The following is a 14,736-nucleotide window of genomic DNA, read 5'->3' on the forward strand; positions in this document are numbered from 1 at the left end:
GCGACCACGGCCTCGGCGTCCGCGACGACGGCAGCCTCGGCGGCGGCCTCCTCGACGACCTCGGCGGTGGCGTCACCCGGCTCCTCGGCGGCGACCTCGGCGGCAGCCTCGGCCACGCCCTCGGCCGCGGCGGCCTCGACGTTCGCCTCGGCGGCCTTCTCGTCCGCCTCGAGCTGCTGCTCGGCGCCGGCGAGGAGCTCGCGCTCCCACTCGGCCAGCGGCTCGGCGGAGGCGCCCGCCTCGGCCTCGGCGCCCGAACGGCCCGAGTGACGCTGGAGCAGACCCTCGGCGACGGCGTCCGCGATGACCCGCGTGAGCAGCGTCACGGAGCGGATCGCGTCGTCGTTGCCCGGGATCTTGTAGTCCACGACGTCCGGGTCGCAGTTCGTGTCGAGGATCGCGACGATCGGGATGTGGAGCTTGCGCGCCTCGTCGACCGCGAGGTGCTCCTTGTTCGTGTCGACGATCCACACGGCGGAGGGGACCTTCGCCATGTCGCGGATGCCGCCGAGCGTGCGGGCGAGCTTGTCCTTCTCGCGACGCAGGACGAGGAGCTCCTTCTTCGTGAGCGCCGAGCCGGCGACGTCGTCGAAGTCGATCTCCTCGAGCTCCTTGAGGCGCTGGAGACGCTTGTGCACCGTGGTGAAGTTGGTGAGCATGCCGCCGAGCCAGCGGTGGTTCACGTAGGGCATCCCGACGCGCGCGGCCTGCTCGGCCACGGGCTCCTGGGCCTGCTTCTTGGTGCCGACGAAGAGGATGGAGCCGCCGTGCGCGACGGTCTCCTTGACGAACTCGTACGCGCGGTCGATGTACGACAGCGACTGCTGGAGGTCGACGATGTAGATGCCGTTGCGCTCGGTGAAGATGAAACGCTTCATCTTCGGGTTCCAACGGCGGGTCTGGTGCCCGAAGTGGACACCGCTCTCGAGGAGCTGGCGCATGGTCACGACGGCCATGACACGTCCTTTCGCCGTGCGGCCCGGGATCCACCCGGTGCGCGCACGCTTCTGGCGGCCCCTCCCGTGGGACGGACCGCGGTGCGGTTGTCGGTGACGACCCTGGTGGTCGCACCCCTGGCGCCACCCGTGCCGACGCCTGCGACGCACCGTGGGCGGTGCGAGCAGGACCGACGCCGGACGCGGCCCCACCCCGACCCGGACGGACCGGGAGACGAGGGCGAGGACGTGACGCGCGAAGTCGACCGGCTCCGTCCTCGGCCGAGGTGGTCCCTCGGGCCGGGCACGGCGAACGCGCCGGTCGCAGCGGCAAGTCTACCCGACGGCAGGGCCGACCACAGCCGCCGCCGTGCGCCGTCGTGCGCACCGCTCGTCCACAGCCGAGCCCGCCGCGTCCGCGCCCGTCGGCGTGACTCCGGCACCCTGAGCCCGTGACCCTCGACCGCGCTCGTCTCCCGTCCGCTCACCCGCCCGCCCGCCGTGCGGTCCGTCTCGCCGACCGGCCGTCCGGCCGCACGACCGATCACCTGCCCGGGCACCCGGCCGTCGGGCGGTCCGGCGGCACGACCACGCGTCCTGCCCGGGTCCGCGGCGCCGCCCTCGTGCTCGGCGCGCTCGTGGTCCTCGCCGCACCCGTGACAGGAGCGGCGTCGACTCCCGGGCCCGGGCAGGGAGCCGCGTCGCGCGGGTGGGTTCCCCCGCTCGACCGCGACGTCGCCGACCTGGGCGTGCTCGCGCCGTTCGACCCGCCCGAGCACGACTGGCTCCCGGGGCACCGCGGCGTCGACCTCGCGGCCGCCCCCGCGGAGACCGTCCGCTCCCCCGCCCCCGGCGTGGTCTCGTTCACCGGGCCCGTCGCGGGGCGCGACGTGGTCGTCGTCCTGCACGACGACGGGCTGCGCACCTCCCTCGAGCCCGTGACGGCGTCGGTCGGGCGCGGCGAGCGCGTGACGTCCGGGTCCGTGCTCGGCACGGTGCAGGCCGCGGAGAGCGCCGCGGGGAGCCACTGCGCCGCCACGTGCGTGCACTGGGGCGTGCGGCGCGGCGAGCGCTACCTCGACCCGCTGGCTCTCCTCGGCGACCGGCCGCCGATTGTGCTGCTGCCGCTCGGGGAGGGCTGACCGCGCGGGCTGCGGCGGTTCACGGCGGATCGCGCCAGATCAGGGCGGATCGCGCGTCCCGTCAGGCGCGCGGGAACGCCTGCTCGAACGAGGTGCGCAGCCGCTCCGCGGTCACGTGCGTGTAGCGCTGCGTCGTCGCGAGCGAGGAGTGCCCGAGGATCTCCTGCACGCTGCGCAGGTCCGAGCCCCCGGCGAGGAGGTGCGTCGCGGCGCTGTGCCGCAGGTCGTGAGGGGCGACGTCGTCGACGCCCGCCGCCGCGGCGAGGCGGTGCACCGCCTCGCGGACCTGCCGCTGCCCCCAGCGTCCCCCGCGGTCGCCCAGCAGGAGCGCGGGGCCCGAGCGCGCGGTGACGAGGGCGGGCCGGCCCACATCGAGCCAGCGGGTCACCGCGCGCGCCGCCGGCACGCCGAACGGCACGACGCGCTCCTTGTCGCCCTTCCCGAGCACCCGGACCACGCGCTGCGCGAGGTCCACGTCGTCGACGTCGACCCCCGCGAGCTCGCCGACGCGGATCCCGGCCCCGTAGAGGAGCTCGACGGCGGCCCACTCGCGCAACCGGGCCGGCTCACCCTCGACGGCGGCCTCGCGTGCGTCGTCGAGCAGGCGCGCCGCCGCGTCGACCGCGAGGACGGTCGGCAGGGTGCGGGGCACGCGCGGGCTCGCGAGCCGCGCCGCCGGGTCGGAGTCGACACGCCCCGTGCGCCGCGCCCAGTCGAAGAACGCGCGCGCCGCCGCGCCGCGTCGGGCGAGGGTCGCCCGGGCCAGCCCGCGCTCCGACTGCGTCGTGAGCCACGCACGCAGCGCGGCGAGGTCGACGTCGCGCGGGGCCGCCGCGCCGTGGCGGACGGCGTGCCGCAGCAACGACTCGACGTCGCCGGTGTAGGCGCGGACCGTGTGCGCCGACGTCCCCTGTGCCACCTCGAGGTGCACCGCGAAGTCCGCGAGCGCCGCACGCATCGCCTCGGGCAGCGCGACGGCGGGTTCCGCGACGCGCTCGTCCGCGGGGTGCTCCTCGGAGGTGTCTGCTCGTGTCACGCCCCCAGTCTCGCGCGCGGCGAGCCCTGGCCCGGGGAGGCGCTCCGCTCTGCTCGCCGCTCAGGGCCCACGCACGCTCAGCGCACCTCGCACGGCCCATGACTCATGGCTCACGCACGCGCCGCCAGCCGACGGGCGACCGCTCGGCGAGCCCCCGGGCCTCGAGCCTCCCTAGCGCACCGACCACGTCCGCCACGGCAAGACCCGCGGCGCGGGCCATCGCCTCGGTCGAGGCTCCCGCACGCAGCGGGAGCGCGTCCCACGTGCGCGTCTCGACGGGGTCCAGGTCGTCGTACGGGGCGTCGTGGGGTGCTCGCCACGAGGTCGCGGCGGGCGCGGCGGGCGCCGCGTCGCGCGCGAGGTCGCCCGCGAGCTCGACGACCTCGTCCGCGTCGGTGACGCACACCGCCACGCCGTCGCGCAGGAGCCGGTGGCACCCGGTCGACGCCATCGACGTCACGGGGCCCGGCACGGCACCGACCGGACGGGAGAGCTCCGCGGCGCGCGACGCCGTGCTCAGCGAGCCCGAGCGCCAGGCCGCCTCCACGACGACCGTCGCCCGCGCGAACGCCGCGATGAGCCGGTTGCGCAGCAGGAACCGCACCCGGCTCGGGACGGACCCGGGCGGGACCTCCGAGACGACCGCGCCGCCCGACTCGACGACCGAGCGGAGCAGCTCGACGTTCCCGGCCGGGTAGAACCGGTCCACGCCCCCCGCGAGGAACGCGACCGTCGGTCCACCCGAGAGGATCGCCGCCCGGTGCGCCGCCGCGTCGATCCCGTACGCGCCCCCGGACACGACGGTGAACCCTCGCGCCGCGAGGCCTGCTGCGATCTCGCCCGTCACGTGGCGGCCGTAGTCGGTGCAGGCGCGGGCGCCGACCACCGCGACCGAGCGCGCCGCGAGGTCCTGCACCGCGGCGCTCCCCCGCACCCACAGCGCGAGCGGGCGGACGGGCCCGAGGTCGTCGAGGCCGGACGGCCACCGGTCGTCGCCCGGCACGACGAGCGTGCCGCCGAGGCGCTCGAGCACGCGCAGCTCACGGCGCGGGTCCAGCCCGTCGAGGCGGGGAGCCCAGCGCCCGACGGCCCGCAGGAGCCGCGCCACCGACCGGGCGCGCGGGTCGTGGTCCGTCACGCGTGCGTCGGTCGACCGTCCCACCGCGTCGCGCTCCGCCACGCGCCGGCCGGCCGACCGTGCCGCCGGGTCGGGCGCGTCCTCGCGGGCGCCGGGAGCGGGACCGAGCACGGGGACGCCCGTCGGCCCTTCGCATGCCGGAGAGGTACCGCCCGGCGCGCCGTCGTCGGCGAGCCGGACCAGCGCGCGGCGCGCGCCGGCCGGGTCACGAGCCGCCTCGTGGAGCCACTCGAGCGCCGGACCGGCGCCGAGCTGGTCGACGAGCGCGACCGCGACCTGGTCCCCCGGTTCCGCGACGCGCGACCACGCCGCGCGCGCGAGGCGCTCGTCGAGGACGTCGAACACCGGTCGTCCGTCCCCGGCCCCGCGGTCAGGCACGGTAGCCCCGAGTGCGCAGCGCGAGCCCGGTCCCGACGTCCGCCCGGGTGGGCGCGGCGCGCCCGGCGAGGTCCGCGACGGTCCAGGCGAGGCGCAGGACGCGGTCCGCGCCGCGCAGGCTGAGCGTGCCGCGGTCGAGCGCGCGGTCCACGTCGGCCAGGAGGCCCGCGTCGGGGCCGAGCTGCTCGCGCAGCCACGTGCCGGGCACCTCGCCGTTCGTGCGCCACGGCGTGCCGGCGAGCCGGGACGCGGCCGCCTCCCGGGCCGCGGCGACCCTGGCCGCGACGACCGCGCTCGGCTCGGGGGCGGCGGCTCGCGCGCGCTCGACCCGCGTCACCGGCCGGACCTCGACCTGCACGTCCACGCGGTCGAGGAGCGGGCCGGAGAGCCGACCGAAGTACCGTCGCTGTGCCACCGACGAGCACGTGCACTCGAGCCCCTTGCCGACGCCCTGGCCGCACGGGCACGGGTTGGCGGCGAGCACGAGCTGGAAACGGGCAGGGTAGCGCGCCGTCCCGCCCGCCCGGTGGATGACGAGCTCGCCGTGCTCGAGCGGCTGGCGCAACGTCTGGAGCACGCGTGCGCCGAACTCGGGCGCCTCGTCGAGGAAGAGCACGCCCCGGTGCGCCCGCGACGCGGCCCCGGGTCGGGGCTGACCGCTGCCCCCGCCGACGATGGCGGCGGGCGTCGCGGTGTGGTGCGGGTCCTCGTAGGGCGGGCGGTGGACCAGTCCCGCGCCCGGGTCGAACACCCCGGCCACGGAGTGGACGGCGGTGACCTCCACCGCCTCGCTCTCCGTGAGGTCTGGCAGGATCCCGGGGAGCCGCGACGCGAGCATCGTCTTGCCTGCGCCCGGCGCCCCGACGAGGAGCAGGTGGTGGCCGCCCGCGGCCGCCACCTCGAGCGCGTGCCGCGCCTCGTCCTGGCCGACGACCTCCGAGAGGTCTCCCGGACGGGCCGCCGGCACGACGGGGCGCGGGACCACGACCGGCGCGGCCGCCTCGTCTGCGCCCTCGAGCGACGCGCCGTGGAGCCGCGCGACGTCCGCGAGGCTCGCCGCCCCGACCACCCGGGCCCCGGGCACGAGGCGCGCCTCCGCCACGTCGGCCGCCGGCACCACGACGTCCGGGAAACCGGCCGCGACCGCGGCCGCCACGGCGGGCAGGACGCCGCGCACGGGCTGGAGCCGACCGTCGAGGCCCAGCTCGCCCAGGTGTACGACGCCGTCCGCCGCGCCCGCGGGCAGCACCTGGGCACCGGCGAGCAGCGCGACGGCGATCGCGACGTCGAAGCCCGTCCCGGACTTCGGCAGCGCCGCGGGCGAGAGGTTGATCGTGACCTTGCGCTGGGGCCACGCGATGCCCGACGACGTCACGGCTGCGCGCACGCGGTCGCGCGACTCGCTGAGCGCGGTGTCCGGCAGCCCGACGAGGACGAAGCCGGGGACGGACGCCGCGAGGTGGGCCTGCACCTCGACGACGTGACCGGAGAGCCCGACGAGCGCGACCGCGCGCGTGGTCCCGAGCCCCATCAGGCGCTCACCCCGACGAGGTGCTCGACCCGTGCCGCGCCGGCGCGAGCCACGAGGACCGCGACGACGTCGATCCGGACCGACCGGGCGCGGACGTCGTGCGTCGCGAGCCACTCCCCCGTGAGCCGGCGCAGACGGCCGAGCTTCGCGGGCGTGACGGCCTGCGCCGGGTGCCCGAACCCCGTGCCGCGCCGGGTCTTGACCTCGACGGCCACGAGCACGTCACCGTCGAGCGCGACGACGTCGAGCTCGCCGCGCGTCCCGCGCCAGTTGCGGTCGAGGAGCGTCCAGCCCGCCTCGACCAGGTGGGCCGCGGCCACCTTCTCCCCGTACCGCCCGACGGCGTCGTTCGCTCCCATGGGCTCACCTCCGCGGCCCACCGTGGGGCACGGCGCGGGAGCGGCGCCAGGTGCGCCGGGGGGCCTGTGGGACCGCCGTCAGCCAGTGGTCCTGTGCACGGCCACAAACGGCGTCAGAGCTGGAGCTCGGCCTTCGCGAGCTCCTCGACGTTGACGTCCTTGAACGTCACGACGCGCACGGACTTCACGAACCGCGCGGAGCGGTACACGTCCCAGACCCACGCGTCGGCGAGCCGCAGCTCGAAGTAGACCTCACCGGCGGCGGAACGCACCTGCAGGTCGACCTGGTTCGCCAGGTAGAAGCGGCGTTCGGTCTCCACCACGTACGAGAACAGGCCCACCACGTCGCGGTACTCGCGGTACAGCGCGAGCTCCATCTCGGTCTCGTAGTTCTCCAGGTCTTCGGCGCTCACGGCTCCATCATGGACCATCGGCGGCCACCGGACCGGACGGAGGACACCGGTCAGCTCGTCGGCAGACCGGCCTCGGGGTCGAGCTCGAGCACGTCGACCGGGTCGCCGTACGCCGGGACGCCGATGCCCTCGTCACCGCGCTCGGGCAGGCGCCAGGACCGCCGGTGCTGCGGCGTCGGGCCGTGCTCGCGCAGGGCCTCGACGTGCGCCGCCGCCCCGTAGCCCTTGTTCTGGTCCCACCCGAAGGCGGGGTACTGGCGCGCCAGGCTCGTCATGAGGCCGTCGCGCTCGGTCTTCGCGAGCACGCTCGCGGCGGCGACCGACGCGCACTGCAGGTCCGCCTTGACGAGCGTGCGCACGCGCGGGTCGACGAGCCGGACGTCGTCGTGCGGGTCGAGGTCGAACGCCTCGAAGAGGTCCACCGCCGAGGGGCGGCTCAGCCAGTCGTGCTTGCCGTCGAGCAGGACCGCGTCGACGTCGCCGACCGTCCGGCGCACCTGGGCGAGCGCACGGCGGCCCGCGAGCCGCAGCGCGCCCACGATCCCGTGCGCGTCGATCTCGGCCGGACCCGCGTGGCCCACCGCCCACGCGACGCACCACGACCGCGCGAGGGGCACGAGCGCCTCGCGCGCCGCCGCGGTGAGGAGCTTCGAGTCCGTGAGCCCGGGCGGGCACGGCTTCGTCGCGAGGTCGACGACCACGACCCCGACCGACACCGGCCCGGCGAGCGCGCCGCGACCGACCTCGTCCATCCCGGCGACGAGCCGCGCGCCGTCGCGCAGCATGGCGCGCTCCTGGCGCAGGTCCGGCCGACGACGCGCGGGTGCCCGGCGCGCCGGTGCCCGCGCGGGCTCCGGACGCGCGACGGCGTCGAGCGTCACGGCTCCACCTCGGGGACGTCGGCGAACACGTCGCCGGGGTTACGCAGCAGACCGACGTGCGACAGCGGCCACACCTTGACGAACGCCGTCCCCACGACGTTGCTCATCGGCACGAACCCGCCTCCGGGCTTGCCCGTGTTGTAGCGCGAGTCCAGGGAGTTCTGCCGGTTGTCGCCCATGACGAACAGCATGTCGGCGGGGACCGTGCGGTCGAACGCGTCCTGGCTGGGGATCGACCCCGGCTTGATGTACGTCTCGTCGATCGGCACGTCGTTGACGCTCACGCGGCCCTCGGCGTCGCAGCACACGACGTGGTCGCCCGGCACGCCGATGACGCGCTTGATGAGGTGCTCCCCCGTGTCCTGCGGCAGGAGGCCGACGAACGTCAGCGCCGCACGGACCGCCTCGGACACCGCGCTCTGGTCCTGGGGCTCCTGCGGCGGCAGCCAGCCGCCCGGGTCCTTGAACACGACGACGTCGCCCCGGTGCACGTCGAACGCGCCGGGCACGAGGCGGGACACCATCACGCGGTCGCCCTCGACGAGCGTGTCCTCCATCGAGGCGCTCGGGATGAAGAACGCCTGGACGAGGAACGTCTTGATGAGCAGGGACAGCACCAGCGCGCTGACCACGATGATCGCGGTCTCGCGCAGCAGCGAGGACCTGCGCGGGCGCTCGCGCGGGGCGACCTCGTCCCCTTCGGCCGCGAGGTGCTGGCCGTGCGGGGGGCGCCCGTCGTCCTCGGGGCCGAGCGCCGCGCGCTCGGTGCCGGCGTCGGGGTGCGGGCCGCGGGGCGGGGCGCTGTCGGTCACGCGTTCACAATGCCACCTCGGGGGGCGATCCGGGAAACGGAACCGGCCCGCGGACAGCGCCCCCCGGGTACGCCGACGGCGGCCGTCCCGGGAGGGACGGCCGCCGTCGGGACGAGCGGAGCGGCGGTGTCGCCGACAGCCGATCAGCGGTTGGGCGCGGTCTCGCGCTTCTCCTTGATCTTCGCCTTCTTGCCGCGCAGCGCGCGCAGGTAGTACAGCTTGGCGCGACGCACGTCACCGCGCGTCACGACCTCGACGGACTCGATGGACGGCGAGTGCACGGGGAACGTGCGCTCGACACCCACGCCGAAGCTGATCTTGCGGACCGTGAACGTCTCGCGGACGCCGCTGCCCTGACGGGCGATGACGACACCCTGGAACGCCTGGACGCGGGAGCGGGTGCCCTCGACGACCTTGACGTTGACCTTGAGCGTGTCACCGGGGCGGAACTCCGGGACGTCGCTGCGCAGCGATGCTGCGTCGACGCTGTCCAGCGTGTGCATGGTGCTTCTCCTCGCCCGCCACAGGTCGGACGCGTGCTCGTGGCCCGGGCAGACCGGGCCGTCGTCGTATCGGTGGGGTGTGCCGTGCTGCGCGTGGACGGTCGTCGACCTCGCGGTCGTCGGGTCCGTCGTGCCAGTCCGCCCGAGGATCGGGCGCGGGCTCCCCTGTGGCAGAGGTCCGGGGCGGCACACACCGATCGACCATTCTGCCACACCCGTCGGCCGGGGCGGCAGTCCTCGCGGGCCACGGGCGCGCGCCGGGAGGGTCCCCGCTCAGTCGTCGGCAGGGGCGGTGCGCTCCAGGTGGCCGTCGACGACGCCCCAGCCGGCCCCCGCGAGGACCTCCAGGTCGTGCCGGTCGAGGGCCGCGACGTCGAGCGCACGCACCATGTCCGGGCGGCGGCGGGCGGTGCGACGCAGGGCCTGGTCCCGGCGCCAGCGCCGGATCCGGGCGTGGTGCCCGGACAGCAGCACCTCGGGCACCTCGAGGTCGCCCCACACGGGCGGCTTCGTGTAGACCGGGTACTCCAGGAGCCCCGCGGCCCCGTGCGACTCCTCGACGAGCGACTCCGGGTTGCCCACGACGCCCGGCAGCAGGCGCCCGACGGCCTCGATCATCACGAGCGCCGCGACCTCGCCGCCGTTGAGCACGTAGTCGCCGATCGAGAGCTCGCTGACGCGCATCCCGGCGGCACGGTAGTGCTCCGCCACGCGCGCGTCGATGCCCTCGTAGCGTCCGCACGCGACGACGAGGTGCTCCTCCGTCGCGAGCTCCTCGGCGGTGCGCTGGGTGAAGGTCGTGCCCGACGGCGTCGGCACGACCAGGTGCACCGCGCTCGCCTCTCCCGCGACCGTGTCGGTCGACAGGCCGGACACGTCGTCGATCGCCCGCCCCCACACGTCGGGGCGCATGACCATGCCCGCGCCGCCGCCGAACGGCGTGTCGTCGACCGTGCGGTGCCGGTCCGTCGTCCAGTCGCGCAGGTCGTGGACGCGCAGGTCGAGGATCCCGGCCGTGCGGGCCTTGCCGACGAGCGACAGGTCCAGCGCGGCGAGGTAGTCGGGGAAGATCGTGACGACGTCGATCCGCACGTCAGGCCTCGCCGTCGGCGGAGGCGTCCTGCGGCCCGGGCTCGCCCGCCGCGTCGCCGGCGCTCGGCGCCGCGACCTCCAGGTGCTCCGCGTCCGACGCGAGCAGGCCGCCCGGCGGGTCGAGCACGACCCGGCCGCCGGCCACGTCGACGACGGGCACGATCTGCCGGACGAAGGGCACGAGCGTGCGGGCGCCGTCGGGCTCGCGCAGCACGAGCACGTCGTGCGCGGGCAGGTGCTCGAGGCCCTCGACGCGGCCCAGCACGCGGCCGTCCGTCCCCTCGGCGCGCAGCCCGGCGAGCTCGTGCGGGTACCACGCGTCCTCCTCGTCGGACGCCTCGGCCTCGACGACGAGCTCGACGCCGCGCAGCGCCTCGGCGCCCGTGCGGTCGCGCACGCCCTCGAACCCGACGAGCCAGCGGCCCTGGTGGACGCGCACGGTGGCGACGGTCAGGGGGCCGGCGTCGGCGGGCCGCGTCTCCAGACGCTCGCCCACCGCGAGGCGTTCCTCGGGGTCGTCGGTGCGCAGGTCGAGGGCTACCTCGCCCCGCAGCCCGTGCGCCTTGCCGACGCGCGCGACGGTCAGCTCCATCGTCGTGACTCCTCGTGTGGTGCGGGATGGGACGGTACGCGCCGGTCCTCCGGCGGCGGACGCAGGAAGGCCCGGCCCGCCGGTGGCGGGCCGGGCCTTGCCCGTCGCCCCTCGCGGGGCGTCGTCGTGCGGGCCTCAGCGGCGGTCGACGTCCACGACGTCGACACGGACCGGCCCGTCGGTCGCGAGCGCGCCGACGACCGTGCGCAGGGCACGGGCGGTGCGCCCGCCGCGACCGATGACGCGGCCGAGGTCCTCCGGGTGCACCCGGACCTCGAGCAGGTCACCGCGACGCAGCGTCTTCGTGGCCACGCGGACGTCGTCCGGGTTGTCCACGATGCCGCGCACGAGGTGCTCGAGGGCCTCGGCGATCATCAGGCCTGCTCGTCGGCAGCGGCCTCGTCGGCCGCGTCGGCGGTCTCCTCGGCCGGAGCCTCGGTCTTCTTCTCGGCAGCCTTGGCCTTGACCTTCTCGGCGTCCGCGGCGGCGGCCTCGATGGCGGCGGTCGGGTCGACCTTCTCGCCCTTGACCTTGAGCGTGCCCTCGGCGCCGGGCAGGCCCTTGAACTTCTGCCAGTCGCCGGTGACCTTGAGGAGCGCGAGCACCTGCTCCGTCGGCTGCGCGCCGACGCCGAGCCAGTACTGGGCGCGGTCCGAGGTGATCTCGATGAACGAGGGCTCCTCGGTGGGGTGGTACTTGCCGATCTCCTCGATCACACGACCGTCGCGCTTGGTGCGCGAGTCGGCGACGACGACACGGTAGTACGGCGCACGGATCTTGCCGAGACGCTTCAGACGAATCTTGACGGCCACAGTGGTGGTCTCTCCTGGTTCTGGTTCGGGCGAACCCGCGATCGTCCCGTGGGGACAGGACGAGGAAGGGGTTCAGGACACGGCACGCGCCGGAGAGAGGGGCCGGGGCACGCCGAGTACCGGGACATTGTGCCAGACGGCGAGGGCATCGACCAACCTGCCGGCGGCGGCGGACCGCGTCAGGCGGCGGGCGCGACGATCTCGCCGCGCAGCACGACGGCGGTCGGGGCGCGCAGGACGCCGACGTCCTGGCGCGGGTCCTGCGGGTAGACGACGAAGTCGGCCGACGCGCCCTCGACGAGCGACGTGTAGCCGAGGTACTCGCGGCCCTGCCAGCTCGCGGCCGCGACGACGGCGGCGTCGGGGATGCCCGCGGCAACGAGCTCGGCGCACTCGTCGGCGAGGCGGCCGTGCCCGATCGTCCCGCCCGCGTCGGTGCCGACGAGGATCTGGATGCCGGACTCGTACAGCGCCCGGGCCTGCTCGTACCGGCGCTCGTGCAGGCGCCGCATGCGGGCCGCGAACACCGGGTACCGGGCGTCCGCCTGGCGCGCGATGCTCTCGAACTGCCCGATCTGCAGCAGCGTCGGGGTGACCGCGACGCCCCGCTCGGAGATCTCGTACATGAGGTCGGGGTGGATCCCCGTCCCGTGCTCGATGCCGTCGACGCCCGCGGCGAGCAGCGACGGGATCACCTCGTCGGAGAACGCGTGAACGGTCACACGGGCGGCCTCCGCGTGCGCGGCCGCGACCGCCTCGGCGAGGACGTCGTCGGGCCACAGCGGCCGCAGGTCGCCCTGGGCACCGAGGTCGCGGTCGATCCAGTCCCCCACGATCTTGACCCACCCGTCGCCCTGGCGCGCCTCGCGGCGCACGGCCTCGGGGAGCTGGGCGACGTCGTCGAGCTCGAGCCCGTAGTGGCGCAGGTAGCGCTTGGGCCGGGCGAGGTGGCGCCCGGCCCGCACGAGGCGCGGCAGGTCGCGACGCCCGTGCACCCACCGGGTGTCGAGCGGCGAGCCCGCGTCGCGCACCAGGAGCACCCCGCTGTCCCGGTCCGTCAGCGCCTGCTCCTGCGCGGTCGTCGCGTCGACGGCGCCCTGCGCGCCCAGACCGACGTGGCAGTGCACGTCGACGAGGCCGGGCAGGGCCCAGCCCTCGAGCTCGACCATGTTGGTGCCCTGCGCCGACGGCCGGGTGAGGCTGATCCGCCCGTCCTTGACCCACAGGTCGCCCACCTCGCGGTCGTCGCCGACGATGACGTGGCCGCGGACGTGCAGCGTGGGGCCTTCCAGCGCGGACATGCGGCTCCTGGGTGAGGACGGACGGGACGGGAGACGGCCCGGTCGGGGCGCGGTGCGGCACCGGGCGGTGCCACGGACATAACCTAGCGCCCGGGCGGCTGCGGGTCGCACCCGGGCTCGAGGACGGCCGTCCGGGACGGCCGCGGCTCAGCGGCCGCCGAGCAGCTTCTCGAAGCCGGGCGGGAGCTGGAGGTCGTCCGGCGTCGGGGTGGACGGCGCGTCCGTGCCCCCCACGCCGAACGCGGAGCCCGACGGCGCCGCGGGACCCGTGAGCTCCCCCGCCGCGCGCGCGGCGGCCGCACGCTCCTGCGCGGCTCGCTTCGCCGGGTTGCCCGACTTGCCCTTGACCTTGCGCTGCGGCGCCTGACGGCCCCGCGCCTTCTTGCCGCCCATGCCCGGGAGGCTGCCCATGCCCGGCATCCCCGGCATCCCGCCGCCGCGGCTCATCTGCCGCATCATCTTCTGCGCGCCCGCGAAGCGCTCGAGGAGCTGGTTCACGTCGCTCGTCGTCACACCGGAGCCGCGGGCGATGCGCGCGCGCCGCGAGCCGTTGATGATCTTCGGGTTGTCCCGCTCCGCGGGGGTCATCGACCGGATGATGGCCTCGATGCGGTCGACCTCGCGCTCGTCGAAGTTCTCGATGGCCTCGCGCATCTGGCCCATGCCCGGCAGCATGCCGAGCATCTTCTTCATCGAGCCCATGTTCTTCATCTGCTGCATCTGCACCAGGAAGTCCGCGAGCGTGAAGTCCTGACCCGTGGCGACCTTCTCGGCCATCTTCGCGGCCTGCTCGGCGTCGAACGCCTTCTCGGCCTGCTCGATGAGCGTGAGGACGTCGCCCATGTCGAGGATGCGCGACGCCATGCGGTCCGGGTGGAACGCCTCGAAGTCGGTGAGCTTCTCACCCGTGGAGGCGAAGAGGATCGGGCGACCCGTGACCCCGCGGACGGACAGCGCGGCACCGCCGCGCGCGTCGCCGTCGAGCTTGGTGAGCACGACGCCCGTGAAGTCGACGCCCTCCTCGAAGGCCTTCGCGGTCGCGACGGCGTCCTGACCGATCATCGCGTCGATGACGAACAGGACCTCGTCGGGCTGCACGGCGTCGCGGATGTCCGACGCCTGCTGCATGAGGACGGCGTCCAGGCCGAGGCGGCCCGCGGTGTCGACGATGACGACGTCGTGCTGGCGCTGCCGCGCCGTCTCGACGCCCTCGCGCGCGACGGCGACCGGGTCGCCGATCACGTCGTCGACCTCGACGCCGCTCTGGTTGCCGGGGTGCGGCGCGAACACGGGGACGCCGGCGCGCTCGGCGACGACCGAGAGCTGGGTGACGGCGTTCGGGCGCTGCAGGTCGGCGGCGACGAGGAGCGGCGTGTGCCCCTGCTCGCGCAGGTGCAGGGCGAGCTTGCCCGCGAGCGTCGTCTTGCCCGCGCCCTGGAGGCCCGCGAGCATGATGACGGTCGGGGGCGTCTTGGAGAAGCGCAGCCCGCGGCTCTCGCCGCCGAGGATGCCGACGAGCTCCTCGTTGACGATCTTGACGACCTGCTGCGCCGGGTTGAGCGCCCCCGAGACCTCGGCCGAGAGCGCGCGCTCGCGCACGGTCGCGCTGAACTCGCGCACGACGGGCACCGCGACGTCGGCGTCGAGCAGCGCGCGCCGGATCTCCCGGATCGTCGCGTCGATGTCCGCCTCGGACAGCCGGCCCTTCGCACGCAGGTTCTTGAAGGTCGAAGTCAGTCGGTCCGACAGCGTGTTGAACACCGCGTCATCCTCACCAGTCGTCGGAAGTCTCGTGCGCGTCGGCCCTCCGT

At 75.4% G+C, this 14,736-nt stretch carries 16 protein-coding genes; 1 reads left to right on the top strand and 15 read right to left on the bottom strand.

Going from position 1 to position 14,736, the window contains the following annotated elements; translation table 11 throughout:
- Positions 1-956 (bottom strand): 30S ribosomal protein S2 (gene rpsB, locus ACPCUX_RS16565; protein WP_423389200.1); only part of this gene is annotated, 956 nt, incomplete at its 3' end.
- A gap of 431 nt (positions 957-1,387) precedes the next feature.
- On the opposite strand from rpsB, the gene ACPCUX_RS16570 reads away from it, so the two are divergent.
- The gene (locus tag ACPCUX_RS16570) at positions 1,388-2,077 is read left to right on the top strand and encodes a murein hydrolase activator EnvC family protein (protein ID WP_255438105.1); all 690 of its coding nucleotides are present in this window, start codon (positions 1,388-1,390) and stop codon (positions 2,075-2,077) included.
- A gap of 61 nt (positions 2,078-2,138) precedes the next feature.
- Here ACPCUX_RS16570 and ACPCUX_RS16575 read toward each other — a convergent pair whose 3' ends face one another.
- The 14 genes from ACPCUX_RS16575 to ffh form a co-directional block, all read right to left on the bottom strand.
- A complete protein-coding gene (locus ACPCUX_RS16575) occupies positions 2,139-3,035 on the bottom strand; it encodes a tyrosine recombinase XerC (protein ID WP_061268943.1) in 897 nt (298 codons plus the stop codon).
- Positions 3,036-3,216: 181 nt separating this feature from the next.
- The gene (gene dprA / locus ACPCUX_RS16580; RefSeq protein WP_144722808.1) at positions 3,217-4,596 is read right to left on the bottom strand and encodes a DNA-processing protein DprA; all 1,380 of its coding nucleotides are present in this window, start codon (positions 4,594-4,596) and stop codon (positions 3,217-3,219) included.
- A gap of 25 nt (positions 4,597-4,621) precedes the next feature.
- Positions 4,622-6,160, bottom strand: a complete 1,539-nt coding sequence (locus ACPCUX_RS16585) for a YifB family Mg chelatase-like AAA ATPase (RefSeq protein ID WP_423389201.1) — start codon at positions 6,158-6,160, stop codon at positions 4,622-4,624.
- Positions 6,160-6,519, bottom strand: a complete 360-nt coding sequence (locus tag ACPCUX_RS16590) for a YraN family protein (RefSeq protein WP_021483325.1) — start codon at positions 6,517-6,519, stop codon at positions 6,160-6,162. The genes ACPCUX_RS16585 and ACPCUX_RS16590 overlap by 1 nt, the downstream gene beginning before the upstream one ends.
- 113 nt (positions 6,520-6,632) lie before the next feature.
- Positions 6,633-6,932: a DUF2469 domain-containing protein gene (locus ACPCUX_RS16595; protein ID WP_024840525.1), complete on the bottom strand. Its 300-nt coding sequence runs from the start codon at positions 6,930-6,932 to the stop codon at positions 6,633-6,635.
- 50 nt (positions 6,933-6,982) lie between these two features.
- Positions 6,983-7,813 (bottom strand): ribonuclease HII, encoded by an 831-nt coding sequence (locus ACPCUX_RS16600; protein ID WP_369824901.1) that lies wholly within the window; start codon positions 7,811-7,813, stop codon positions 6,983-6,985.
- Positions 7,810-8,625 (bottom strand): signal peptidase I, encoded by an 816-nt coding sequence (gene lepB / locus ACPCUX_RS16605; protein WP_170982093.1) that lies wholly within the window; start codon positions 8,623-8,625, stop codon positions 7,810-7,812. Before lepB ends, ACPCUX_RS16600 begins: the two co-directional genes overlap by 4 nt.
- A 143-nt stretch (positions 8,626-8,768) precedes the next feature.
- Positions 8,769-9,128, bottom strand: a complete 360-nt coding sequence (gene rplS / locus ACPCUX_RS16610; RefSeq protein ID WP_021483307.1) for a 50S ribosomal protein L19 — start codon at positions 9,126-9,128, stop codon at positions 8,769-8,771.
- 273 nt (positions 9,129-9,401) lie between these two features.
- The gene (gene trmD / locus ACPCUX_RS16615) at positions 9,402-10,220 is read right to left on the bottom strand and encodes a tRNA (guanosine(37)-N1)-methyltransferase TrmD (RefSeq protein ID WP_144722807.1); all 819 of its coding nucleotides are present in this window, start codon (positions 10,218-10,220) and stop codon (positions 9,402-9,404) included.
- Between the two features lies 1 nt (position 10,221).
- Positions 10,222-10,812 (bottom strand): ribosome maturation factor RimM, encoded by a 591-nt coding sequence (gene rimM / locus ACPCUX_RS16620; protein WP_086151345.1) that lies wholly within the window; start codon positions 10,810-10,812, stop codon positions 10,222-10,224.
- 135 nt (positions 10,813-10,947) lie between these two features.
- Entirely contained in the window at positions 10,948-11,187 is a 240-nt protein-coding gene (locus ACPCUX_RS16625) for an RNA-binding protein (RefSeq protein ID WP_021482889.1), read from the bottom strand.
- Positions 11,187-11,624, bottom strand: coding sequence for a 30S ribosomal protein S16 (gene rpsP, locus ACPCUX_RS16630; protein WP_021482888.1), 438 nt, complete (start codon positions 11,622-11,624; stop codon positions 11,187-11,189). Before rpsP ends, ACPCUX_RS16625 begins: the two co-directional genes overlap by 1 nt.
- A gap of 179 nt (positions 11,625-11,803) precedes the next feature.
- The gene (locus ACPCUX_RS16635; protein WP_423389202.1) at positions 11,804-12,925 is read right to left on the bottom strand and encodes an amidohydrolase family protein; all 1,122 of its coding nucleotides are present in this window, start codon (positions 12,923-12,925) and stop codon (positions 11,804-11,806) included.
- A 147-nt stretch (positions 12,926-13,072) separates the two neighbouring features.
- Positions 13,073-14,686, bottom strand: a complete 1,614-nt coding sequence (gene ffh, locus ACPCUX_RS16640) for a signal recognition particle protein (RefSeq protein WP_034652454.1) — start codon at positions 14,684-14,686, stop codon at positions 13,073-13,075.
- Between the last annotated feature and the right edge of the window lie 50 nt (positions 14,687-14,736).

The organism is Cellulosimicrobium sp. AB352, assembly GCF_049538415.1.
GTDB lineage: Bacteria > Actinomycetota > Actinomycetes > Actinomycetales > Cellulomonadaceae > Cellulosimicrobium > Cellulosimicrobium funkei.